Raw genomic sequence first — 24,655 nt, 5'->3', positions numbered from 1 at the left:
TATGAATACGGACGAAAAAACAATTTTATTTGTTACTTGTGTGAACGATCAGAAAATGTATGCAAAATGTGTAAATCATATTTTAAATTTGGCAGTGCCGGATTCGTACAAATTAGATTTTTTCCCTATTCTAAGAGCAGACAGTATGACAAGTGGTTATAACAAAGCAGTTTCACATCCAGCAAAATATAAAGTGTATTTACACCAAGATGTATTTATTGTAAATCATGCATTTTTATATGAAATGCTCAATTTGTTTAACTCTCATGAGCATTTGGGAATGATTGGGATGGTTGGAGCACAGTATGTTCCGCCCAATGGGCTATGGCACGAAGGGAGAGGCGTTGTCGGTAAAGTAATGGGGTATATGAATAACCTATTTTATATGGCGACACAAGAGAAAATTTATCATGAATCTAAAACATTTATTCCTGTGGAGGTAATTGATGGGTTGTTAATGGCCACACAATACGATGTAACGTGGCGCGATGATCTTTTGGATGGATTTCATTTTTATGATTTGTCGCAATCATTTGAATTTCGAGAAAAGGGGTACACAGTGGGAGTACCTGTACAACGTGATGCTTGGTGTATCCATTATCATTTTGATATTAATATGACGAATTATGAAAAGTATAGAAAAATATTTGTGGAGCACTATATGTCAGATGTAAAACAGGAAGAATAAAGGGGCTACAAAATGAAAGATCATACAATATTAGTCGTTGTTTGTGTAAATAACGAAGAGCTTTTCGAACAATGCGAGAGACAAATAAGAAATATTTTTGTTCCCCCTGGTTATGTCGTACAAATTTTTCCGATACGAGATGCGAAAGGTATGGCAAGTGCATACAACCGAGCACTTTCATATCCGGCGAAGTATAAAGTATATATACATCAAGATACTTATCTCATTAATCGTGAGATGTTTTATGACCTCATTTCTCTTTTTAAGGACAATGAAAAGCTTGGCTTAATCGGAGTAGCTGGGGCTCAATTTTTACCAAGTAACGGGATATGGTGGGAAGGAAAAAATTTAGTAGGGAAAGTGATTGAGTATAGAAGACGGAATTATCAATTATTAAATTTAAATCAGGAGTTTTATGAAAATCAATCTTTTATGTCCGTTCAGGCGATTGATGGTTTACTAATGGCCACACAGTATGATATTCCGTGGCGTGAAGATTTGTTTCAAGGATTCCACTTTTATGATGTGTCGCAGTCTTTAGAGTTTCAAAAAGCTGGCTATTTAATTGGTATCCCTAATCAAGCAAATCTATGGTGTATTCATTACAACGGAGATGAATTTGATGCGGATACATATGAGAAGTACCGGAAAGTATTTGTAGAACATTATAAAGATATATTATCTCCATCGTAAGGGAGAGATGCAGTGTGAAAGGAATTATTTTAGCAGGTGGTACTGGATCGAGATTATATCCAATTACAAAAGTAACGAATAAACATTTACTTCCTGTTGGGCGGTATCCAATGATTTATCATGCGGTATATAAGATGAAACAATGCAAGATTACAGATATTATGATTATTACAGGTAAAGAACATATGGGAGATGTTGTTAGTTTCTTAGGAAGTGGTCACGAATTTGGTGTGTCCTTTACGTATCGTGTGCAAGATAAGGCGGGCGGAATTGCACAAGCGTTAGGGCTTTGTGAGGATTTTATTGGGGACGATCGCATGGTAGTTATATTAGGAGATAATATTTTTTCAGATGATATTCATCCATATGTTGAAGAGTTTACAAAGCAAAAAGAAGGTGCAAAAGTACTGCTTCAATCTGTAGAAGATCCTGAACGATTTGGCGTAGCGCATATTCAAAACAAAAAAATAATTGAAATTGAAGAAAAGCCAACGGAACCGAAAAGTTCCTATGCTGTTACGGGAATTTATTTGTATGATTCGAAAGTTTTTTCTTATATAAAAGAATTAAAACCTTCCGCAAGGGGAGAACTTGAAATTACAGATATAAATAATTGGTATTTAAAACGGGGGGTACTTACTTATAACGAAATGAGCGGCTGGTGGACGGATGCGGGAACTCATGCTTCTCTTCAAAGGGCGAATACGTTAGCCCGAGATATAAACTTTGGAAAACAGTTTAACGGAGAATAGGTGAAGATATGAGAGTTATAGAAACAAATTTTACCGATGCGAAATTGTTAGAACCGAGGTTATTTGGAGATGATCGAGGCTTTTTTACAGAAAGTTATAATCAGAAGGTGCTAGAAACATTAGGGATAACGTATTCATTTGTACAGGATAACGTGTCTTATTCGGTTAGGTCGGGAACGATTCGGGGATTACACTTTCAAAAAAATCCGAAAGCACAAACGAAACTCATTCAAGTTATGCAAGGGGCAATTTATGATGTTATCGTAGACTTACGAAAAGAATCACCAACATTTAAACAGTGGAAAGGGTATATTTTAAGTGCGGATAACCACCGGCAATTATTGGTGCCAAAAGGATTTGCGCATGGGTTTTGTACGCTTGTCCCAAATACTATTGTTATGTATAAAGTAGATGAGTATTATAGTGCACAGCATGACTCGGGATTACTTTGGGAGGATAAAGAATTAGCAATTCCATGGCCGGTAACAAATCCTATCTTATCTGATAAGGATCGAATATTACCATTACTTCAGGAATATGAAGATAGTTTTTAAGTAGGAGAGTTGTTTATGAATATATTAGTAACAGGTGGAGCTGGATTTATTGGAAGTAATTTTGTTCATTACATGCTGCAAAGCTATGAAACATATAAAATCATTAATTTCGATGCATTAACATATAGCGGGAATTTGAATAATGTAAAGTCTATTCAAGAGCATTCTAATTACTCTTTTGTAAAAGGGAAAATTCAAAATGGAGAGCTGCTGGAGCATGTTATTAAAGAGCGTGATGTGCAAGTAATTGTTAATTTTGCAGCTGAATCACATGTGGACCGTAGTATTGCAAATCCGATTCCCTTTTACGATACGAATGTAATCGGGACAGTCACTTTATTAGAATTAGTGAAAAAGTATCCGCATATTAAGTTCGTGCAAGTATCAACAGATGAAGTATACGGTTCTTTAGGGAAAACAGGAAAGTTTACCGAGGAAACCCCGTTAGCTCCAAATAGTCCGTATTCTTCAAGTAAGGCGAGCGCCGACATGATAGCCTTATCTTATTATAAAACATATCAATTACCAGTTATAGTAACGCGTTGTTCAAATAATTATGGACCGTACCAATATCCTGAAAAGTTAATTCCATTAATGGTTACGAATGCACTGGAAGGAAAGAAACTACCGTTATATGGTGATGGCTTAAATATAAGAGACTGGTTACATGTAACGGATCATTGTCGTGCGATTGATATTGTTTTGCATAAGGGACGTGTAGGAGAAGTATATAACATAGGTGGAAATAACGAAAAAACAAATGTAGAAGTTGTGGAACAAATTATTACTCTCTTAGGAAAAACAAAAAAAGACATTGAATATGTTACGGACCGTTTAGGGCATGATCGTCGTTATGCAATTGATGCAGAGAAAATGAAGAACGAATTTGATTGGGAACCAAAGTATACGTTCGAACAAGGATTGCAAGAGACGGTGCATTGGTATGAAAAGAATAAGGAATGGTGGAAACCACTAAAAGGACAGTAAGGGGCATGTAAATGAAAGAGCGGGTTATCATAACAGGAGCAAATGGTCAATTAGGAAAGCAACTACAAAAAGAATTAAATCCTGAAGAATATGACATATATCCATTTGATAAAAAGTTACTAGATGTAACAAATATATCCCGAGTTCAGCAAGTGATACAAGAAATAAATCCACATATAATTATTCATTGTGCAGCGTATACGAAGGTTGATCATGCTGAGAAAGAACAGAATCTTGCTTATTTAATTAATGCAATAGGAGCTCGAAATATAGCGGTTGCTTCACAATTAGTAGGAGCAAAGTTAGTTTATATTAGCACCGATTATGTATTTCAAGGTGACAGACCAGATGGCTATCATGAGTTTCATAATCCATCACCGATAAATATATACGGAGCTTCTAAGTATGCGGGGGAGCAGTTTGTCAAAGAGTTACATAATAAATATTTTATCGTTCGTACATCGTGGCTGTATGGTAAGTATGGAAGTAATTTTGTGAAAACGATGATTCGATTAGGGAAAGAAAGAGAAGAAGTATCGGTTGTATCGGATCAAATCGGTTCTCCTACGTATGTGGCGGATTTAAGTATGATTATTAATAAGCTCATTCATACTTCTTTATACGGTACGTATCATGTATCAAATAGAGGCTCCTGTTCTTGGTTTGAATTTGCCCAAAAAATATTTTTGTATGCAAATATGAAAGTGAATGTATTGCCTGTTTCAACTGAAGAATTTGGATCGGCGGCTGCGAGGCCAAAATATTCTATCTTTCAACATAGTATGCTCAGGTTAAATGGTTTTGCACAAATGCCTTCTTGGGAAGAAGGATTAGAGTGTTTTTTTATAGAAACAAAAAGTCATTAACAAATTTATGTTAGTGACTTTTTTGTTTGCCTTTAAGCGGTTTTATGGTACTATAATTATAGTATCAGGTACTAATAACAAGTATAAGTATTTCTGGGAGGATATATCATGGAACTATTACAAGGGAAAACATTTGTTGTTATGGGCGTTGCGAACCAAAGAAGTATTGCGTGGGGAATTGCTCGCTCTTTGCATAATGCAGGTGCAAAATTAATCTTCACATATGCAGGAGAACGTTTAGAAAGAAACGTTCGTGAATTAGCGGACACATTAGAAGGACAAGAATCACTTGTATTACCTTGTGATGTAACGAATGATGAAGAACTGACAGCTTGCTTTGAAACGATTAAGCAAGAAGTTGGTACAATTCACGGTGTTGCACACTGTATTGCTTTTGCAAATCGTGACGATTTAAAAGGCGAATTTGTAGATACTTCTCGCGATGGATTTTTACTTGCACAAAATATTAGTGCATTCTCTTTAACAGCTGTAGCAAGAGAAGCGAAAAAAGTGATGACAGAGGGCGGAAATATTTTAACGTTAACATACCTTGGCGGAGAGCGCGTTGTGAAAAACTATAACGTTATGGGTGTTGCGAAAGCTTCATTAGAAGCGAGCGTGAAATATTTAGCGAACGATTTAGGCCAACATGGTATTCGCGTTAACGCTATTTCTGCAGGACCAATTCGTACGTTATCTGCGAAAGGAGTAGGCGACTTTAACTCAATCTTAAGAGAAATTGAGGAGCGCGCACCACTTCGTCGCACAACAACTCCAGAAGAAGTTGGCGATACAGCAGTGTTCTTATTCAGTGATTTAGCACGCGGCGTAACAGGAGAAAATATTCACGTTGATTCAGGGTATCATATCCTAGGGTAAATATAATAGTAATTATAATTTTTAAAGGACAGTCTCTAAACGTTGAGACTGTCCTTTTTATTGTTCTCAGAAAGAACGATTTTTAACGAAAGTTCTTGCCACGTTATGAATATAACTATAATAGTACACGATTTATTCAGCTACGTATGGAAGTGGGAGGGACGAGTGTGAAGAATAAAAATAAAAGTTCAACAGTTGGAAAACCGTTGTTATATATTACGCAAGTAAATTTAGAACTTGCTACACCGAAAATAAAAAGAATTATCTTAACAAACTTTGAAAATGAGGATCAAAAAGAGAAAAGTAATAGAAAAGAAAATGTTGTAAGTAGTGCTGTGGAAGAGGTAATAGAACAACAACAAGAAGAGCAGCAAGTAGAAGAAAAAATAGAAGAAGCGGAACAAGTACAAGAGCAGCAAGAACAGCAAGAGCCAGTGAGAACAGTCCCATATAATAAATCATTTAAGGATATGAATAATGAAGAAAAAATTTACTTTTTATTAAACCGCCCTCATTATATTCCAAAAGTAAGGTGCAGAATAAAAACAGTGACGGTCTCATATGTCGGATCGATAATATCGTATCGAAAGGGGGTCGTATCAATTATGCCGCCAAATAGTATGAGAGATATTAGGTTATCTATAGAAGATATAAAATCAATTGATATGGCCGGTTTATAAATATGTAAAGGTGGTAGAAGGATTCTACCACCCCAATAGTTTTTTAGTTTACTTATTTAGATAGAAACGTCGCGTAAGCACTGAATAGCACAGAAACAGCTTAAATCAACAGTAAGGCAAGTAGATGTCGATTTTAATCTCGCATTTGGAACATTTAAAAACGTACAAATTGGATCGTCACCAGGTGGTACAGAAGAACCATCACCTAATACTACAGTTAATACACGTAGTACAGCGCAGCTATCATCGTCTACGCTCTCAACACGTAAAATTGGAGATCTACAGCTCTTAAGACTTCCTGATGGTGCAAATGCTTCAAAAGGTTCTCCAGCTTTTGTGTATAAAATAAAAGGGCGTGTATTTGCTACTGATGCAGTATTGTGTGCTCCTAAAAATGGGATTTCACAACCAGATCCACACGTTGTAGTAGAACAATCTTGTAGTTCATTGATGAATTTTACAACGTCAACCACACAATGTGAAGAGCTATGGTGTTTATTTTCGTTACAACTCATTAATGTCACTCCTTATCTTCTTGTTTGTATTTACATTAATAAGATATTGGAGTCGAGGAGATTTGGTCACAATCTCAAGACCTTTTTTTTTAAATAGGCGAAAGAAGATAAGGGAAGGTGGAAACATGCTGTTTACAAGTTGGCTTTTATTTTTTATTTTCGCATTAGCTGCTTTTAGGCTTACTCGTTTAATTGTTTATGATAAAATTACAGCCTTTTTACGAAGACCGTTTATTGATGAATTAGAGATTACAGAGCCTGATGGAAGTGTATCAACGTTTACAAAAGTAAAAGGTAAAGGATTAAGAAAATGGATTGGCGAATTATTAAGCTGTTATTGGTGTACAGGTGTATGGGTTAGTGCTTTTTTATTAGTTTTATATAAGTGGATTCCTATCGTTGCAGAGCCGTTACTTGCATTATTAGCTATTGCAGGTGCAGCAGCGATCATTGAAACCGTAACAGGATATTTTATGGGAGAATAATATATTTTCATAATACGAGAAAAAGCGGAGTTTAAAAGAATCAGGGAACGGAAATAAGGAGTTGTTCATATAGTGAATAGACAGAATTGACAGTAGAGGAGATGTTTGCTGTGAGCAATAATCCAAGGCAAAATTTATATGACCTGCAGCAGTGGTATAGTATACAGCAACAACACCAAGCACAACAACAGGCATATCAGGAACAATTGCAACAACAAGGATTTGTGAAGAAAAAGGGATGTAATTGCGGGAAAAAGAAGAACAAAATAAAACAATATGAAGAATGAAACACTCATGTTACTGTGAGTGTTTTTTATTATACATATAAAAAAGCGGTATTTCTGTATTAGAAATACCGCTTTTTACTAGCTAATTTGTGCAACTGTTAATGCTGCCGCACGGATGTCTACAGTTCCAATCAATTCAACTGGTACAATTTGAATCAAGTCACCAGGGTTTAAGTTAATAAGAATAACACCACTGGATACGTCTACTTCACCAGTACCGATAACGTTAGAACGAACCGCTGTACCTGATCCAGGAATAATGTTAGCCGGCGTACCTAATGATAAGAAGAAACGACCAGCTTCTGGTGCGGTAGGAACGTTATCAAGACTAATTGTTAATGTATAACTAATTTGATAAATACCAGCTCGTAGAATTCGAATACCATCTCCGACACTTACTGTATCATTTATTACAGGAACAGTAATATTTGGGTTTGGACTTACGCTAGGTAATAGTAATGGTGTAAATAGTGAAGCGAACTGAGGTGCAGAAGCGTTGAAAGCAAAACCGAAGGCAGGTAATGTACTAGCTGGTTTCGCTTCGCAATCAATCTTAGTAAATTCGCAATCAGAAGAGAACATGTTTTTCACTCCTTTATCTGTTTCTACTTTCAGTTAATGAAAAGGACAGGTTCTATGTTCTAGACAAGTTCCCAATTTTATGAAAAATACATAATAATACCTTTTAAGCATGGATTGGGTGGCAGATAATTCTACCACCCAATCCATGCTTAAATCAGTATTTAGTTTTATATAGAAACATCGCGTAAGCATTGAATAGCGCAGAAACAACTTAAATCAACTGTCAGACAAGCAGGGGTCGATATTAATTTGGAATTTGGAACATTTAAAAACGCACAAACTGGATCGTCACCAGGTGGTACAGGAGAATTATCACCTAATACTACAGTTAATACACGCAATACAGCACAATCATCATCATCTATACTCTCGACGCGAAAAATTGGAGATTGACAACTAGTAAGACCTCCAAATGGTGCAAATGCTTTAAAGGGTGTTCCATCTTTTGTGTATAAAATAAAAGGACGTGTATTTGCTACTGATGCAGTGTTATGTGCTCCTAAAAAGGGGACTTCGCAACCAGATCCGCATGTTGTAGTTGCACATTCTTGTAGTTCATGTATAAAACGAACGACATTAGATACACAGTTGAAATCACAATCATGGTGATGATGATCTTCATTACAATTGCAGCTCATTATGTTCACTCCTTATCGTGAGTTCTGACATACACTATTACAATATGAACGGGATATGATTGATATTACGTTAATTCTCAGGATAGAAAAAGGGAATTTATATAGAGGGGATGTACATAACGTGATATGAAAAAAGACACCCTTATTTAATGGATGTCTTTTCAGGTAAATCTTTTCGCGTAGTATATAAAAAACGAGATATATCTAGTTTCTTTCCTCTGAAAAATTGCGGGGAGGAAATATAAAGCTCCTCTTTAGCGCGTGTAATGGCGACATAGAGTAATCGTCTTTCTTCTTCTAATGCTTCAGAAGTATCCGTCACACGGTCATTTGCATCTTTTAAAGAAGAAGTGTGCGGCAATATACCATCGCTGGCACCAAGTAAAAAGACGCATGGAAACTCAAGGCCTTTCGCGTTATGAATTGACATAAGTGATACTGCATCTTTTTGCGGCATTGTTTTTAATGCTTCCATTTCTTTTTGACCTTGAATCGCCTCGTCAATAAATTGTAAGTAAGCAGGAATATCGGTGAAACGAGTTGCAGACTCCATTAATTCTTCTAACATTTCTTCTTGTATGTCTTTATGCATAGTAAAGGAAGAACGATCGTTACTTTGTAAGTACTCTAAATATTTTCCTTTACCATGAATAATTTCTTTTAATGCCTTTTTCGGTTCTAATTCTTTTATAAATTTAATAAAATCGATACGCTCATTTACCTTTTTCACTTGAAAAGGTTTCAAGCTCGGATTTAATAATAAGAAATGAAGAAGAGAAGGGAAACGCCCTTCACCATATTTCCATTGCTCCCGTTCAATAAATGAAATACATTCATCACGGCCGATATACATCGTCGGCAATATGTTAGAAAGAGATTCTATGCGAAACGGTTCTAGCACGAGTCGTAAATGATCTAATACAGGCTTAATTAAAGAGTGCTCGTAAAATGATTGACTCGCACCGTGTTTAATAAACGGGATTTTATGAATTGTAAGCTGATCAAGTAACGAACGGCTTACAGAATGTGTGCGATACAGTAAACAAAAATCTTTATAGTTTCGCTCACCGCTATCTATCTTCTCTTGAATGAGCTGCAAAATTTGATTTGCTTCATCAAGAGTTGTAGCTGGTCGTGCATAAAAAGGTTGTACACCTTCTTCACGAACAGAATATAGCTCTTTATCAAAACGTTCTTGATTTAGTTTGATAACTTCATTTCCAAGTCCGACGATAAATGGATTAGATCGATAATTCGTATTAAGCGCAATAATCGTTGTATTATCAAATTCTTTTGGAAAAGATAAAATAATTTGGTGACTTGCTCCTCGCCAGCCGTAAATCGCTTGATCGTCATCACCTGCGATAAATAAATTATTTCTTGGCGTGGCTAATAATTTTACAATTTCATATTGTGCATACGATGTATCTTGGAACTCATCTACTTCAATGTAGTGAAAACGTTGTTGCAATTGAGTAAGCAAAGGAGCATTATTTTCTAACATATAATACGTTTCTAATAAGATGTCGTCGAAATCGATATAATTGTATCGTTGTTTTACCTCTTCAAAACGTTCGTATACTTCTTTGAATTCTTGTTCAACCGGTGTTTTCGCTTTTACATCTTTCGGACGATTCAATTTGTTTTTCTCAAGTGAAATCATAGCGAGTATCGTTTCAGCATCATAATCGTCTTTTAAGCGCAATTCTTTCAAAATTTTCTTTATCATAATTTGTTTATGTTTTTCATTTGCTAAAATTTGCTGATTATATCCTTGACTACGAAGCAATTTTAAAAAGACAGAGTGGAATGTACCAGCAACAACATAGCTACTTGCAGCATGATTCATACCAGGCAAGTTTGCTACACGACTTCGGATTTCTTCAGCTGCTTTTTGTGTAAACGTAAGCAGTAAAATATTTCGCGGATGAACATGTTTTACATTAACTAAATAACCAACGCGAGTTGTTAAAACAGATGTTTTACCACTTCCAGCGCCAGCTAGTGTAAGAACAGGTCCTTCTGTCGTTTGCACTGCTTCTAACTGTTTTTCATTTAAATAAATACCTTGCTGTTCTAAAGCACGGAAATACGCTGCATCTGCATCTTCTTCCATAATTAAATGGGTAGACGTTTTCGGAATATGATATGTCGCTTGCGGAATGCCAGCATGTGTTAACGATTTTTGTGAAAATTTTTCTTGTGTCATATATTCACCTTCAAAACTATAGCATCAACATTTAACTTTAGCGGAAGAAAAAGAAAATAGCAATGTAAAAAACAGGAGGGGTTACCTCCTGCTACAAATTTATCCCGCTATTTGCGGGCAGTAAAACTCCAAACTCAAAATTCAGGTGGGAGATCAACTGCCCGTAAACGCCCGATTGGTGAAGGCCGATAATCAGTGGGGGATGAACAAAACCCCCACTGATAAAAGTTTCACTTTATAATTCTTTTATCATTACGACGTGCGGGATATTGGCTTCCATAAACATATCAGAGGCTGTTACGTACCCTAGCTTTTTATAGAAAACTTCAGCATGTGTTTGGGCATGAAGTTTCAATTTCGGTAAAGACTCTTCCTTTGCGTATGCTTCAAGTGCATCCATAATGATTTTGCCAATTCCTTTTTTACGATGGGAAGCTAGTACACAAACGCGTTCCATTTTCCCAACTCCATCAACAATGCGAAAGCGACCTGCACCGACTGGAATGTCATTGTCATATACAACAACGTGCGCCGAAGTATCTTCAAATTCATCATATTCTTCTTCAGAAGAAACACGTTGTTCTTCCACAAAAACTTGTTTACGCACAGAGAATGCATCGCTTAGCTGCTCATCTGTTTGTACGATTTGTGCGTGCAAATTAGTTGTTCTCCTTTCCAAGGTGGAATGTTTCATGTACAGTCCACGTTCCATTTTCTAATTGGTATAGAAGGTGGAAACGATTGATTGGTTGTTCATAATAGAAATCTTTCATACGTAATCGACCTAATACGTCAGCATGCTCTGCATCTGATAAGTCTTGACCGATTGTTAAATGAGGTACGAAAGAGTATTCACGCTCTTGTGTAAAGAAACCATTATGCATTTCTTCATTTAAGAAAGTTAGTTCAGGTGTTTTTTCTACTTTAAAATAAAGGACATTATTAACAGGTGCGAATGAACCGACTTTTCCAACATGAAGGGTGAAAGGGTTCGTTTTACTTGCGATTGTATGTAACTCGTTTACAATCGATTCTAGTTGATCATCTTGCGTCTCAAAGGGTGTTTTCAATGTAATATGTGGCGGAACTAATGCGTAGTGCGGATCATAACGTTTACGCAATCCGTTCGCTTTATCTTGAATCATTTTAGATGGAAAAATTACAATGCCTAATTTCATGTTCCAATTCCTCCCTTTGTAAGTCTAGTTAGATTTTGAGAAAAATAAATCTCTTTATCTATTATATCAAATTATTCTGAATACTGCTCTCTATTATTTCATTGATAGAATATGAGAGAAAGCTTTCGGTAAATCAGCTTGCCAATACTTCCAAGTGTGATTCCCTTCAAACTCTTCATAATGCGTGATGAAATTTCTATCTGTAAGAAGTTTATTTAACTCGCGATTTGGTTCTACGAAATCAGATACTTGTCCGTCTGTGCGCTTTACAGCTGTTTCTTCTGTCCCAATGACGTGATAAAGTTCTAACGCCTGTGGATCTTTGAAGTCTTTTGCTAAGTTCATGACTGTTTCATCAACAAATGGTGATTGCATAACGACTTTACCGAATGTATGCGGATACATAAGTGCAGTCATGAAAGAAACTGTACCGCCAAGAGAATCTCCAATTAAAACGCGTCCTTTACCCATTTGATACGTTGGATAATTTTCATCAACATATGGAGCAAGCTCGTGAGCAAGGAAACGAATGTAAGCAGCATTCTTTACATCCTTCGGGAAATATTTTTCCTTACGATCGTGTACATTTTTATATGGAATACCGACAATAATTGTGCGGTCGATTTCTTCAGTTTCACGAAGACGCTCAATTACACGGTGCGCTTTACCAAGCTGAAAATAATCTCTACCATCTTGTGCAATAACAACCGTATGCTTATGGAGAGGTGTGTAATTTACTGGTAAATAAACAAGAAGTGTAAGTTCCTCTTGAAGTGATGTACTAAAAAATGAAATTTCTTCAATTCTCCCTATTGTTTGATTCATGTATATCCCCCTAAATAAAAATTTACTATGATTGTAAGAGCGACGCTTGTAGTGAAAAGGTAAGAAATAGTCACTAATAGGTGCCTCAATTTCTATTTTACCATAATGGTACGAAGAATCTAAAAAATTAGTATTTAAGTTATGAAAGAAAACGGATATAATGAAGTGGGATTTTTTACAGGTGAGAGGGGAGACAGAGTTTGAAACAAGAAAAATCAATCGCGCTACCATTAGCAATTTCTATTATAGCAATTTCATTCGCAGCAGTGTTTGTAAAGATGTCCTCAGCACCATCTTCTATTTTAAGTATGTATCGATTATGGATTATCGTACTTATTATGCTGCCAATCGTTTGGAAAAAGCGGGAAGAGTTTAGTAGGATTCAAAGAAAAGATTGGGGATTTTTAATTGGATCTGGTTTCTTTTTAGCGCTTCATTTTCTTTTATGGTTTGAATCTTTAAAGCATACGACAGTTGCTAGTTCGACGATTATTTTAGCACTTCAACCAATCGTATCTTTAGTTGGAGGTTTTTTCTTATTTAAAGAAAGAACCACATACTCAGCTATTGCGACAATGGGAATTGCGATACTAGGTGTAATGTGTATTGGCTGGGGAGATTTAGGGCTAAGTGAACAAGCGATTTATGGGGATATATTATCCTTTTTAAGTGTGATAGCAGTTGTCGGTTATTTATTTATCGGGCAAACAACAGTAAAGAAAGTATCACACTGGATTTACAGCTTTACAGTTTTTGCATTCGCAGGGATCTTTATGGGGATTTATAATATAGTGCTGCAAGTACCTTTTACAGGTTATACGAAGTGGGACTGGACCGTTTTTCTTTTACTTGCGATTGTGCCGACAGTGTCACATGTCATTAATAACTGGTTATTAAACTACGTAAATGCAACAACGATTTCAATGAGTATTTTAGGAGAACCAGTTGGGGCATCTATACTAGCGTTTTTCTTACTTGGGGAAAAATTAAACGCAATGCAAATTATAGGTAGTATGCTCGTATTGTTTGGTGTATCTGTTTTCTTACTACAGCAACAAAAAAGAACATCAAAAAATGTGGTGAACGAACCGGCTTATACACAGGAATTATAACGAGTGTATTCTAATATACGAAAAGAGAAGTTATTGGTAACTTCTCTTTTTTTGTTCCATGCAGAAAATAAAACAGATCAATAGGAGGAATTCCCGCCATATAGTATGAAAAAAGATAATATATAGTGGAGTTACATCATACTTTTCCCATACAAATATTGAAGGGAAAGGAGAGACCAAATGAAAGATATTTTAATGAAATACATGACAAAGCTTACAACATTAAGTGAAGAGCAGCAGCGATGAATAGTAATACACTAATAAATTTCGGTATTTGTTTAGAGAGAAAAGTTACATATCCTAAAACGAAAAGATGTAAGCCGAAAATGATTAACCCTACAGACCAAACGTATTCAAAAGCTTCTAGAAATAACATTGTATATGCTTCTGAATTAGCAACTGTACTTTTTGAAAGAAGTAATACAAATGTTAAATTGAATATAGCAATCCCAAGTATAGCTGTATACATAAGACGAAGACAGGTAGCTAGTAATGAGAGGCTAGCATGGATAGGTTTTAGAAAGAAATAAAGAGCCCACGCGGCGACAATATCAGTAATAAAAATGATAATCCACCCGAAGATTTCTGCTTTGAAAAGTGAATTTGAAGTTTGGATATTATGGAATGTGGTACTCGCATTTTCTTGTACAACGAAAGTTCCATGAACAAAACCGTAAGAAAAAAATGCAATGAATGCCATCACAAGAAGAGAAGAGCCAGCAAATAAGGCGTACTTTCGTTCAGTCATAATATATCCTCCTATTCTAATGTTGTTTTCATTGTAATAGGGAAGAGGAGAAGATTCATTGACTTAAATCAAGAGAGGGGAAGTTTAGTGGAATTTCCATCAAAAAAAGATGTATGGTTATATCCGATTTTTTCGTTATCATTGGAGCGTGTTTTGCTCCCATATTTGCAGGGAGAGAATATTTTCTTTTATTCTTTACAATTCCATTAGCTATATTATTTATTTGGAGTTGGCTTTCAACAAAATACATCGTCGGAGAAGAAACAATTACTATTAGATCAGGTTTCGTTAAAAAGCGCATATTTATACGAGATATAAAACAAATTTCAAATACGAAAAATCCAATTGCAGCCCATGCACTATCATTTGATCGACTTGAAATTGTTTACGGTGCACATCAAACAGAAATTATTTCTCCTAAAGATAAAGAGCAATTCATCAATCTTGTTAAAAGTAAAAATCCACACATTGAAATCAAGTAAAAGAGTGGCTTCGTGGCCACTCTTTTACTTTGGATTTGTCATATAAGGTTGTACATGAATGACGCATAGGTCACGAAATTTCCCCTCAGCAGTTGTAACAATTACGACTGCTCTTCCTGCACTTTTTCCAGTAATCGTTACCGTATCACCTTTTTGATACATTGTGATGACATCAGCATTCATATTTGTCCAAATAAGTTCTTTATTCGTTGCTTGCACTGGCAAAACGGAAGCTGATAACTCAGTACTTTGTCCAGTTCTTACTTTCAACTTATTTTTTTCCATATGAACACCGATGACTGAAATAACAGAAGGAGCAATAGAAATTTTTGGTGGATTAGGTTGTATGTTTAAACAAGAAGTAGAAGTATTTGTGATAGGTGAAAATTTTCTTATATGTTGTCGCTGGAAAGCTGCTAACATGTTGGAGTCCCCTTTCTGTATAAGTGCTGATACTAATACTATAAAGGAGTAGTGTTATGTTAAATTTAACGAAACATAAAGAATTTGTTAAATTTGAAAAGAAGATTGTCGAACTGTAATAAAAGGAAAGCTCTACTGTTATGATAACAGCAGAGCTTTCTTTTTATAGATTATGACTATGTTGTTTTTCGGAATTCTCAAATTGCTCTTCAACTTCTTTTGAAGGTTTAGTTAGTAAACTAACAATTATGATTACTATTAAACTAATAGCGAAACCAGGAATCATTTCATATAAGAAATCTTTTAAGAATTTGAATTGAGTCCAAATAATTACTGTAGCGGCACCTGAAATCATACCAGCAAGCGCACCCCATTTTGTCATGCGTTTCCAATATAAGCTTAATAAAATAGCAGGTCCGAATGAAGAACCAAATCCAGCCCAAGCGTATCCAACAAGAGCTAAAATCGTATCATTTTGTTTAAACGCTAATGCGCACCCAACTAAGGCGATAACAAGTACAGCCATACGACCGACAAATACAAGCTCTTTATCAGAAGCAGAGCGTTTAAAGAATGTACGATATAAATCTTCTGTTATAGCACTAGAGGTAACAAGAAGCTGAGATGAGATTGTACTCATAATCGCTGCTAAAATAGCTGCTAATAAAAATCCAGTAATAAGTGGGTGGAATAAAATTTTTCCTAGTTCAAGGAAAATTGTTTCTGGATTAGATAATGTCAACTCTTGTTGTGAATAGTAAGCAATACCAATAAGACCAGTAAACATAGCTCCGACAACAGAGAAAATCATCCAGCTCATACCAATTCTTCGTGCGCTTTTAATTTCTTTTACAGACGAAATTGCCATAAAGCGTACGATAATATGAGGTTGTCCAACATAACCAAGGCCCCATGCGAATAAAGAAATCATTCCTAAAGTAGAGGCACCTTTAAAAATATCTAAACGTGTTGGATCTACCGATCGAATTGTATCAAATGCAGGTCCAAGTCCGTGTGAATTCATAATTGTTACGATAGGAACAAGAATAAGAGCAACAACCATAATGATTCCTTGCACGAAGTCTGTCCAACTTACTGCTAAGAAACCACCAAATAATGTGTAAGCTACAACAACGCCTGCTACAATGAATAATCCAACATGATAGTTCATACCAAATGAATTTTCAAATAATACAGCGCCTGAAACTAATCCTGAAGCTACATAAAAAGTAAAGAAAATCATAATAACAAGTCCGGATACTAAGCGTAGCATGTGAGATTTGTCGTGGAAACGGTGTTCCAAAAATTCTGGAATAGTAATAGAGTTGTTTGCAATTTCAGAGTAGGTACGTAAGCGAGGAGCGACATATAGCCAGTTTGCGTATGCGCCTAGTGTTAGGCCGATTGCAATCCAACTACTACTTAATCCAACGCTAAACATTGCACCGGGTAAGCCCATTAAAAGCCAACCGCTCATATCTGATGCTCCAGCACTTAATGCTGTTACTGCGGGGCCTAGTGTACGCCCACCAAGCATATAATCTGTTAAGTTGGACGTTCGTTTGTAGGCGAAATAGCCGATTACTAACATCCCGAGCATGTAAATAGAGATAGAAGTTAAAGTTAACATCTGCGTACTCATGTAGTTCCCCTTCCTTTTGTCATGTCTTTTGATGCGTTATGCATATTTATCCCGCATTAACGGGCAGTAAAACTCCCACCTTAAAATTGGCTGGGCAAGGAAGTTAGGTGGGAGATCAACTGCCCGTAAATGCCCGATTGGTTCAACTAATAATCAGTGGGGGATGAACAAAACCCCCACTGATTAAAGTTTCACTTTATAATCTATCATGATTATTCTGAAAAATCCATACAGAAATATGAATTTTCAGAAATGTAAGCGTTTTTTGACGTTATTTTACTTTTTTAATATATAATATTCATACAAAAAACCTTATTTTTAATAGAGTATTTATTATATTTACATAAAAAGAGGTTGTTTTGTCAATATAATATTGAATGAAGAAAAAATATTTTTTTTTGGAAAAAGTATTGACTTATTAGAAATGCGAGGAATATAATGAGTGCAACTTAAAAAAATGCAAGCGTTGATGAAGAAGAGTACACATGATGAACATGTCAGAGAGCTGATGGTTGGTGCGAATCAGTATGGAATTGATGTGGAATGGGCTTCGGAGCTTCCAAACCGAAACGAAAGAAGTAGGCTTTGGCGACATGATCTCATCGATATAAGAGACACGTATTATTTTTTGATACGGCAAAGTGCGTTACATTCGTAACGAATTAAGGTGGCACCACGGGAGTACCCGTCCTTTCTATAGGATGAGTACTCCCTTTTTGTGTACAAAAAATTAAATAAATGAAATCGTTTAAGTAAGAAGAGTACGTATATTGGAGACGTTACAGAGAGCCGGGGATAGGTGGGAGCCCGGTACGATGCCATATACGGAATGGGCTTACGAGAGGTATGCTGAACAATTATTTTCAGTAGGCAACCCGGGTTCCGCCGTTACAAGGATAAGGTATATATTTTGTACCTGAATAAAGCGGGATGCCTTTGCGTCCAACATGAGGTGGTACCACGGTAAATTTATCGTCCTCTACATATTTCGATATGTAGGGGACTTTTTTTATTTTTCAGAGTGAGGTGAAAGGCATGATGACAAAAGAGGAATTTATGAAGCAAAAAGAGCAAGGAAAAACATTTTTAGTAATAGCTGAAGAAGAAGGAGATAGCATTACGCCAATTTCTTTATATAGACGTATGAAGGGTAAGAAAAAGTTTTTACTAGAAAGTTCACAGCTTCATCAAGATAAAGGGCGCTATTCTTACTTAGGGTGTAATCCTTATGGAGAAGTGAAAAGCGTCGGTATAGAAGTAGAACGAACGATGTATGGGCAAACAGAAAAGTTGCAAGGTAACGTATTGCAAGTATTAGAAGAGGTAATCGCACCAGAACAGGTAGAGAGTCCATTTCCGTTTTGCGGAGGAGCGATTGGATATATCGGCTATGACGTAATTCGGCAGTATGAAAATATAGGAGTAGACTTACATGACCCATTAAATATTCCAGAAGTACACGTACTACTGTATCGCGAGTGTATCGTTTACGATCATTTACGCCAAAAGTTGTCGTTTGTATATGTATGCGGGCAAGAAGATTCAGCTTCTTATGAAGAAGTATACGAAAGATTGCAAAGATACAAAGAAGAAGTGTTAAACGGTGAAGAAGAGAAGGTGAGTGAAGTAATATCATCGTTATCATTTACTTCTTCAATAACGGAAAAAGAATTTTGTGAAATGGTAGAAACAGCGAAAGAATACATTCGGGCCGGAGATATTTTTCAAGTTGTATTATCCCAGCGATTAAAAAGTGAATGTAAAGGAGATCCATTTGCCCTTTACCGGAAACTTCGAATTGCGAATCCATCACCATATATGTTCTATATCGATTTTCAAGATTATGTTGTACTTGGTTCTTCGCCAGAAAGTTTACTATCAGTAAGAGACGATAAGGTGATGACAAACCCAATTGCGGGTACGAGGCCGAGAGGGAAAACGAAGCAGGAAGATGAGGAAATCGAAAAAGAACTGTTAGGAAATGAGAAAGAGCGAGCAGAACATATGATGCTTGTGGACCTAGGCCGAAATGACATTGGCAGAGTAAGTGAAATTGGCTCTGTGACGATAGATAAATATATGCAAGTAGAGAAATACTCTCACGTTATGCACATTGTATCTGAAGTTCACGGAATATTACGAAAACGAATGAGCGGATTTGATGCATTAGCGTATTGTTTACCAGCTGGCACAGTGTCAGGAGCCCCGAAAATAAGGGCGATGGAAATTATCAATACATTAGAGCATGAAAAAAGAAATGTATATGCCGGAGCAGTTGGATATATTTCATTCTCAGGAAACCTTGATATGGCGCTAGCAATTCGAACGATGGTTGTGAAAGATGAGAAAGCGTACGTTCAGGCAGGAGCGGGTATCGTTTACGATTCAGATCCAGTTGCTGAATATGAGGAAACATTAAATAAAGCGAGAGCGCTTTTGGAGGTTATGAAATGATTGTACTGATTGATAACTATGATTCCTTCACATATAACTTGTATCAACTATTAGGCGAGTACGAAGAAAACATCGTCGTCGTAAGAAATAATCAAATAACAATTGAACAATTAGAGGAGATGAAGCCGAAAGGAATTGTGCTTTCACCGGGACCTGGGAAACCAGAAGATGCTGGAATTTGTATCGATGTTATTCGTCACTTTTATAAGAACGTTCCCATCTTAGGAATTTGCCTTGGCCATCAAGCGATCATATCCGCATTTGGAGGAGAAATTGTTAGAGCAGAGCGCATTAAACACGGAAAAACATCACGTGTGAAACATAATGGAACGTCAATCTTTTCGTACGTTACGCAGCCGCTAACGGCAATGCGCTACCATTCACTCGTCGCAGCGCAAAATAGTTTACCACAATGCTTTGACATACTCGCGACAGCGATGGATGACGGAGAAATCATGGCAGTTCGTCATAACTATTATCCGCTCTTCGGATTACAGTTTCACCCAGAATCAATTGCAACGGAAGAAGGCGGAAAATTAATACGTGCCTTTTTAGCACAAGTGAAAGAGGAGGAGAGAGTATGAACAGTTATCTTCGAAAATTAGTAGAGGGACAGCATTTAACAGAGGAAGAAATGTATGAAGCAGGGCTCCTTTTATTAAGTGACAACATATTGGAAAGTGAAGTTGCAGCTTTCTTAGTATTGCTGAAAGCGAAAGGCGAGACAGCAGAAGAAATATTCGGTCTTGTTCGTGCCCTTCGCGAAAAGGCATTACCGTTTTCAAATCATATAAAGGGCGCAATGGACAATTGCGGAACGGGTGGTGACGGTGCGCAAACATTTAATATTAGTACAACATCGGCATTTGTACTTGCCGGAGCTGGCGTAAAGGTTGCGAAACATGGAAACCGCGCTGTTTCTAGTAAAACAGGAAGTGCTGATTTATTAGAAGAACTCGGTGTAAACATAAGCTGTACGCCGGGTGAGATTGACTATTTATTAGAAAATGTAGGAATTGCCTTCTTATTCGCACCAGCGATGCATCCAGCATTAAGACGCATTATGAAAATAAGAAAAGAATTAAACGTTCCGACGATCTTTAACTTAATTGGACCGTTGACGAATCCCGTTAATTTAGAAACACAATTTGTCGGTATTTATAAACGAGATATGTTATTACCGGTAGCGGAAGTATTGCAGAAACTTGGCAGAAAACAAGCGCTCGTTGTAAACGGAAGTGGATTTTTAGATGAAGCATCATTACAAGGAGAAAACTGCGTCGCTATTTTAAAAGACAATGAAATAATTGAAATGAGTATTGCACCAGAAAACTACGGTTTTTCAAGAGTGAAAAATGAAGAAATTAGAGGCGGGAATTCAAAAGAAAATGCAAAGATTACGCTCGGAGTATTGAGCGGAGAAAAAAGTGTATACCGCGATACCGTTTTATTAAATGCAGGGCTTGCTCTTTTCGCAAACGGAAAAACGGAAACGATTGAAGAAGGAATTAAACTGGCGGCACATAGCATTGATTCTGGCAAAGCATTAGAGAAGTTAAACTTATTAATTACAGCAAGCAACGAAAAATTAGAAAGGGTGAATTAAAATGGGGACGATTTTAGACAAAATTGTAGAGCAAAAGAAAGTAGAAGTTGCAGAGTTATATGAAACATATTCACCAGTGAAAGAAAAAAGGAAAACACATTCACTTGTAAAGGCTTTAGAGCAGTTTACTGTAATAGCAGAGGTAAAGCGAGCGTCTCCATCAAAAGGCGATATTAATTTACACGTTGATGTGCCAAAACAAGTGAAAACATATGAAGAATGCGGCGCAGGAGCAGTTTCGATTTTAACAGATGTTCAATTTTTTAAAGGGTCGTTTCATGATTTACAAGCGGCAAGAGCAGAAAGTAACATTCCGCTTTTATGTAAAGATTTTATAATTGATAAGATTCAAATTGATAGAGCTTATGAAGCTGGTGCAGATCTTATTTTATTAATCGTTGCAGCATTGTCAAAAGAGAAATTAAAAGAGCTTTATAACTACGTACTAGAAAAAGGATTAGAAGCGATTGTTGAAGTTCATGATGAACAGGAATTAGAAATTGCAACCCGATTAAATCCGCACGTTATCGGAATTAATAACCGTAATTTAAAAACATTTGAAGTAGATTTAAGCCAAACTGAAAAGCTCGGAAAACGACTGAATGAGGAGAAAGTGCTTTGGATTAGTGAAAGTGGTATTCATTCAAAAGAAGATATTACTCGCGTTAAAAGAGCTGGTGCAAAAGGTGTGTTAGTTGGAGAAGCGCTTATGACATCATCTTCTATAAGTAATTTTTTCGAAGACTGTAAGGTGAACATATGAAAGTGAAAATTTGCGGCATCACTGATGTTGAAACAGCAAAAAGTGCTTGTGAATACGGAGCAGATGCACTCGGATTTGTTTTTGCAGAAAGTAAACGAAAAATTACTCCAGAGCAAGCAAAAGAAATTATTGAGGAAATTCCAGCCCACGTTTTCAAGGTCGGTGTTTTCGTAAATGAATCAGTAGAAGTGATCCAGAAAATTGCAGATGAGTGTGGGTTAACGCATGTGCAACTACATGGGGATGAAGACAATCATCAAATTAGAAGATTGAATATTCCGTCTATAAAAGCGCTAGGAGTAGCTTTAGAGCAAGATATGGAACGTGCGAAAAAATACGAAACAGATTATATGTTATTTGATAGCCCGAAAGAAAAGTTCCATGGAGGAAATGGAAAGACATGCTCATGGGAGTTACTCGCGCATATGCCAAAAGCGTTGCGAGAGAAAACGATATTAGCTGGCGGATTAAACATCATTAATATAGAAGAAGCCATTCAAACCGTTCAGCCATATATGGTCGATGTGAGTAGCGGAGTAGAAACAGAAGGAAAGAAAGATCTAAAGAAAATAAAACAATTTATTATAAAAGCGAAGGAGTGTTCCAAATGAATTACGCATATCCAGATGAAAAAGGTCACTACGGTATATACGGAGGGCGATACGTTCCAGAAACGTTAATGCAATCTGTATTAGAACTAGAAGAAGCATATAAAAAAGCGATGCAGGATGAAGCGTTTCAAAAGGAATTAAATCATTATTTAAAAACGTACGTCGGAAGAGAAACACCGCTTTATTTCGCTGAAAATATGACGAAGTATTGCGGCGGTGCAAAAATTTATTTAAAACGTGAAGATTTGAATCATACAGGAGCTCATAAAATTAACAATACAATCGGTCAGGCACTTCTTGCAGTACGAATGGGTAAGAAAAAAGTTGTCGCTGAAACAGGAGCAGGACAACACGGGGTGGCAACCGCTACTGTATGTGCCCTACTCGGATTAGAATGCGTCATCTTTATGGGAGAAGAAGATGTGAGACGTCAAAAATTAAACGTGTTTCGAATGGAATTACTTGGAGCGAAAGTAGAAAGTGTAGCGGCAGGTAGCGGCACATTAAAAGATGCGGTAAACGAGGCGCTTCGCTACTGGGTTTCACACGTGCACGATACACACTACATTATGGGATCAGTTCTTGGACCACATCCATTCCCGCAAATTGTCCGTGATTTCCAAAGTGTAATTGGGAAAGAAACGAAAAAACAATACGAAGCATTAGAAGGGAAATTACCAGAAGCAGTCGTTGCTTGTATTGGCGGTGGTAGTAACGCAATGGGAATGTTTTATCCGTTCGTACACGATGAAGAAGTTGCTCTTTACGGTGTCGAAGCAGCTGGAAAAGGTGTTCACACAGAAAAGCACGCAGCCACTTTAACGAAAGGAAGCGTCGGTGTTTTACACGGATCGATGATGTACCTTCTACAAAATGAAGAAGGGCAAATTCAAGAAGCGCACTCTATTTCGGCAGGACTGGATTACCCAGGTGTTGGACCAGAACATAGTTTACTAAAAGACATCGGCCGCGTTTCTTATCATTCCATTACAGATGAAGAAGCGTTAGAAGCATTTCAATTATTAACGAAAAAAGAAGGTATTATCCCGGCATTAGAGAGTTCACATGCTGTTGCATACGCTTTAAAGCTAGCGCCACAAATGAAGCAAGACGAAGGACTTGTTATTTGTTTATCCGGCCGTGGTGATAAAGATGTAGAGAGTATAAAACGTTATATGGAAGAGGTGTAAAAAATGGGAGTAGAAAAAATTAAAGCAGCGTTTGAAAATGGCAAAAAAGCATTTATTCCGTACGTAATGGGCGGAGATGGTGGCCTTGAAAAACTAAAAGAAAGAATCCGTTTTCTAGATGAGGCTGGAGCAAGCATCGTTGAAATTGGTATCCCGTTTTCAGATCCAGTCGCAGACGGCCCAACGATTCAAAGAGCAGGGAAACGAGCGCTAGATAGCGGTGTAACATTAAAAGGTATTTTTCAAGCGTTAGCAGAGGTGAGGCAAGAAGTACAAATTCCATTTGTACTCATGACATATTTAAATCCAGTACTCGCATTCGGAAAAGAACGTTTCATCGAGAGCTGTCTTGAAGCAGGTGTGGACGGCATTATCGTTCCGGACTTACCTTATGAAGAACAAGACATCATTGCACCGCTTCTACGCGAGGCGAATATAGCTTTAATTCCGCTCGTTACCGTAACGAGCCCAATTGAGCGAATCGAAAAAATTACGAGTGAATCAGAAGGATTCGTCTACGCCGTTACAGTAGCGGGCGTAACGGGAGTACGTCAAAACTTTAAAGGTGAGATTCATAGTTACTTAGAAAAAGTAAAATCACATACGCATTTACCGGTAGTGGCAGGGTTCGGTATTTCAACGAAGGAACATGTAGAAGAAATGATTACAATATGTGATGGCGTTGTCGTCGGAAGTAAAGTTATTGAGCTGTTAGAAAATGAAAAGTTAGAGGAAATAAGTGAGCTAATACAGGCAGTAAAACAAAAAGAAGAGGCATAAGTCTCTTCTTTTTGTTTTGCGTAATA

General features: G+C 36.8%; 27 protein-coding genes, 2 pseudogenes and 2 other annotated features. Of the genes and pseudogenes, 19 read left to right on the top strand and 10 right to left on the bottom strand.

Features of this window, described 5'->3' with window-relative positions; translation table 11 throughout:
• The first annotated feature begins 1 nt into the window (after position 1).
• The 8 genes from JDS80_RS09295 to JDS80_RS09260 all read left to right on the top strand — a co-directional run bounded on the left by JDS80_RS09295 (position 2) and on the right by JDS80_RS09260 (position 6,099).
• A complete protein-coding gene (locus tag JDS80_RS09295) occupies positions 2-688 on the top strand; it encodes a glycosyltransferase family protein (RefSeq protein WP_199638157.1) in 687 nt (228 codons plus the stop codon).
• Positions 689-700: 12 nt separating this feature from the next.
• Positions 701-1,381, top strand: a complete 681-nt coding sequence (locus JDS80_RS09290; protein ID WP_199638155.1) for a glycosyltransferase family protein — start codon at positions 701-703, stop codon at positions 1,379-1,381.
• A gap of 14 nt (positions 1,382-1,395) precedes the next feature.
• Complete coding sequence (locus tag JDS80_RS09285) at positions 1,396-2,133, top strand: sugar phosphate nucleotidyltransferase (RefSeq protein WP_199638153.1); 738 nt, start codon at positions 1,396-1,398, stop codon at positions 2,131-2,133.
• 8 nt (positions 2,134-2,141) lie between these two features.
• Positions 2,142-2,687, top strand: coding sequence for a dTDP-4-dehydrorhamnose 3,5-epimerase (rfbC, locus tag JDS80_RS09280; protein WP_199638151.1), 546 nt, complete (start codon positions 2,142-2,144; stop codon positions 2,685-2,687).
• A 15-nt stretch (positions 2,688-2,702) separates the two neighbouring features.
• Positions 2,703-3,674, top strand: coding sequence for a dTDP-glucose 4,6-dehydratase (gene rfbB, locus JDS80_RS09275; protein ID WP_199638149.1), 972 nt, complete (start codon positions 2,703-2,705; stop codon positions 3,672-3,674).
• An 11-nt stretch (positions 3,675-3,685) separates the two neighbouring features.
• On the top strand, positions 3,686-4,540 hold the full coding sequence (gene rfbD / locus JDS80_RS09270) for a dTDP-4-dehydrorhamnose reductase (protein ID WP_199638147.1): 855 nt from the start codon (positions 3,686-3,688) through the stop codon (positions 4,538-4,540).
• Positions 4,541-4,648: 108 nt separating this feature from the next.
• Positions 4,649-5,419 carry an enoyl-ACP reductase FabI gene (fabI, locus tag JDS80_RS09265; RefSeq protein ID WP_000421885.1) on the top strand — a complete coding sequence of 257 codons (771 nt, stop codon included), beginning with the start codon at positions 4,649-4,651 and terminating at the stop codon, positions 5,417-5,419.
• A 146-nt stretch (positions 5,420-5,565) separates the two neighbouring features.
• The gene (locus JDS80_RS09260; protein WP_199638290.1) at positions 5,566-6,099 is read left to right on the top strand and encodes a CotO family spore coat protein; all 534 of its coding nucleotides are present in this window, start codon (positions 5,566-5,568) and stop codon (positions 6,097-6,099) included.
• A 56-nt stretch (positions 6,100-6,155) separates the two neighbouring features.
• Here JDS80_RS09260 and exsY read toward each other — a convergent pair whose 3' ends face one another.
• A complete protein-coding gene (gene exsY / locus JDS80_RS09255; protein ID WP_071744665.1) occupies positions 6,156-6,614 on the bottom strand; it encodes an exosporium assembly protein ExsY in 459 nt (152 codons plus the stop codon).
• Positions 6,615-6,739: 125 nt separating this feature from the next.
• Here exsY and JDS80_RS09250 point away from each other — a divergent pair, with 125 nt between their 5' ends.
• Both JDS80_RS09250 and JDS80_RS09245 read left to right on the top strand, forming a co-directional pair.
• Positions 6,740-7,099: a DUF1360 domain-containing protein gene (locus tag JDS80_RS09250; protein WP_071744666.1), complete on the top strand. Its 360-nt coding sequence runs from the start codon at positions 6,740-6,742 to the stop codon at positions 7,097-7,099.
• A 101-nt stretch (positions 7,100-7,200) separates the two neighbouring features.
• Complete coding sequence (locus tag JDS80_RS09245; protein WP_199638288.1) at positions 7,201-7,386, top strand: cytochrome C oxidase subunit III; 186 nt, start codon at positions 7,201-7,203, stop codon at positions 7,384-7,386.
• Between the two features lie 78 nt (positions 7,387-7,464).
• Here the strand turns inward: JDS80_RS09245 and exsF are convergent, their stop codons facing one another.
• The 6 genes from exsF to JDS80_RS09215 all read right to left on the bottom strand — a co-directional run bounded on the left by exsF (position 7,465) and on the right by JDS80_RS09215 (position 12,818).
• Positions 7,465-7,968: an exosporium protein ExsF gene (gene exsF, locus JDS80_RS09240; protein ID WP_016082446.1), complete on the bottom strand. Its 504-nt coding sequence runs from the start codon at positions 7,966-7,968 to the stop codon at positions 7,465-7,467.
• Positions 7,969-8,135: 167 nt separating this feature from the next.
• The gene (locus tag JDS80_RS09235; RefSeq protein WP_199638145.1) at positions 8,136-8,606 is read right to left on the bottom strand and encodes a CotY/CotZ family spore coat protein; all 471 of its coding nucleotides are present in this window, start codon (positions 8,604-8,606) and stop codon (positions 8,136-8,138) included.
• 142 nt (positions 8,607-8,748) lie between these two features.
• Positions 8,749-10,815: an ATP-dependent helicase gene (locus JDS80_RS09230; RefSeq protein ID WP_199638143.1), complete on the bottom strand. Its 2,067-nt coding sequence runs from the start codon at positions 10,813-10,815 to the stop codon at positions 8,749-8,751.
• Positions 10,816-11,050: 235 nt separating this feature from the next.
• A complete protein-coding gene (locus tag JDS80_RS09225; protein ID WP_199638141.1) occupies positions 11,051-11,473 on the bottom strand; it encodes a GNAT family N-acetyltransferase in 423 nt (140 codons plus the stop codon).
• 1 nt (position 11,474) lies between these two features.
• Positions 11,475-11,993, bottom strand: a complete 519-nt coding sequence (locus tag JDS80_RS09220; RefSeq protein WP_199638139.1) for a YjcG family protein — start codon at positions 11,991-11,993, stop codon at positions 11,475-11,477.
• Between the two features lie 93 nt (positions 11,994-12,086).
• Complete coding sequence (locus JDS80_RS09215; RefSeq protein WP_199638137.1) at positions 12,087-12,818, bottom strand: alpha/beta hydrolase; 732 nt, start codon at positions 12,816-12,818, stop codon at positions 12,087-12,089.
• A gap of 200 nt (positions 12,819-13,018) precedes the next feature.
• Between JDS80_RS09215 and JDS80_RS09210 the strand changes: the two genes are divergently transcribed.
• Positions 13,019-13,930 carry a DMT family transporter gene (locus JDS80_RS09210; protein WP_199638135.1) on the top strand — a complete coding sequence of 304 codons (912 nt, stop codon included), beginning with the start codon at positions 13,019-13,021 and terminating at the stop codon, positions 13,928-13,930.
• A 217-nt stretch (positions 13,931-14,147) separates the two neighbouring features.
• On the opposite strand, the pseudogene JDS80_RS09200 reads toward JDS80_RS09210, so the two are convergent.
• Positions 14,148-14,678, bottom strand: a pseudogene (locus tag JDS80_RS09200) (DUF4386 domain-containing protein); the annotation flags it as partial.
• Between the two features lie 87 nt (positions 14,679-14,765).
• On the opposite strand from JDS80_RS09200, the pseudogene JDS80_RS09195 reads away from it, so the two are divergent.
• A pseudogene (locus JDS80_RS09195) lies at positions 14,766-15,160 on the top strand (PH domain-containing protein).
• 24 nt (positions 15,161-15,184) lie between these two features.
• On the opposite strand, the gene JDS80_RS09190 reads toward JDS80_RS09195, so the two are convergent.
• The gene (locus JDS80_RS09190; RefSeq protein WP_199638133.1) at positions 15,185-15,583 is read right to left on the bottom strand and encodes an Ig-like domain-containing protein; all 399 of its coding nucleotides are present in this window, start codon (positions 15,581-15,583) and stop codon (positions 15,185-15,187) included.
• A 163-nt stretch (positions 15,584-15,746) separates the two neighbouring features.
• Complete coding sequence (gene putP / locus JDS80_RS09185) at positions 15,747-17,225, bottom strand: sodium/proline symporter PutP (RefSeq protein WP_199638131.1); 1,479 nt, start codon at positions 17,223-17,225, stop codon at positions 15,747-15,749.
• Positions 17,226-17,682: 457 nt separating this feature from the next.
• Positions 17,683-17,921 (top strand) — a binding site (T-box leader).
• A gap of 42 nt (positions 17,922-17,963) precedes the next feature.
• Positions 17,964-18,208, top strand: a binding site (T-box leader).
• Positions 18,209-18,260: 52 nt separating this feature from the next.
• Between putP and trpE the strand changes: the two genes are divergently transcribed.
• The 7 genes from trpE to trpA are packed head-to-tail and all read left to right on the top strand — an operon-like array spanning position 18,261 to position 24,629.
• Positions 18,261-19,679: an anthranilate synthase component I gene (trpE, locus tag JDS80_RS09180; protein WP_199638129.1), complete on the top strand. Its 1,419-nt coding sequence runs from the start codon at positions 18,261-18,263 to the stop codon at positions 19,677-19,679.
• Entirely contained in the window at positions 19,676-20,263 is a 588-nt protein-coding gene (locus JDS80_RS09175; protein ID WP_199638127.1) for an anthranilate synthase component II, read from the top strand. The genes trpE and JDS80_RS09175 overlap by 4 nt, the downstream gene beginning before the upstream one ends.
• Entirely contained in the window at positions 20,260-21,285 is a 1,026-nt protein-coding gene (gene trpD / locus JDS80_RS09170; protein ID WP_199638125.1) for an anthranilate phosphoribosyltransferase, read from the top strand. The genes JDS80_RS09175 and trpD overlap by 4 nt, the downstream gene beginning before the upstream one ends.
• A 1-nt stretch (position 21,286) precedes the next feature.
• The gene (trpC, locus tag JDS80_RS09165; RefSeq protein ID WP_199638123.1) at positions 21,287-22,048 is read left to right on the top strand and encodes an indole-3-glycerol phosphate synthase TrpC; all 762 of its coding nucleotides are present in this window, start codon (positions 21,287-21,289) and stop codon (positions 22,046-22,048) included.
• Positions 22,045-22,659 carry a phosphoribosylanthranilate isomerase gene (locus tag JDS80_RS09160; protein WP_199638121.1) on the top strand — a complete coding sequence of 205 codons (615 nt, stop codon included), beginning with the start codon at positions 22,045-22,047 and terminating at the stop codon, positions 22,657-22,659. The genes trpC and JDS80_RS09160 overlap by 4 nt, the downstream gene beginning before the upstream one ends.
• A complete protein-coding gene (trpB, locus tag JDS80_RS09155) occupies positions 22,656-23,849 on the top strand; it encodes a tryptophan synthase subunit beta (protein ID WP_071770276.1) in 1,194 nt (397 codons plus the stop codon). Before JDS80_RS09160 ends, trpB begins: the two co-directional genes overlap by 4 nt.
• Before the next feature lie 3 nt (positions 23,850-23,852).
• Entirely contained in the window at positions 23,853-24,629 is a 777-nt protein-coding gene (trpA, locus tag JDS80_RS09150) for a tryptophan synthase subunit alpha (RefSeq protein WP_199638119.1), read from the top strand.
• Positions 24,630-24,655 lie beyond the last annotated feature (26 nt).

It is taken from the genome of Bacillus cereus group sp. N8 (assembly GCF_016483685.1).
Classification (GTDB): Bacteria; Bacillota; Bacilli; order Bacillales; family Bacillaceae_G; genus Bacillus_A; species Bacillus_A proteolyticus.
Note: the sequence above shows the minus strand (reverse complement) of the source record. Positions and strands in the feature narration are given on the sequence as shown.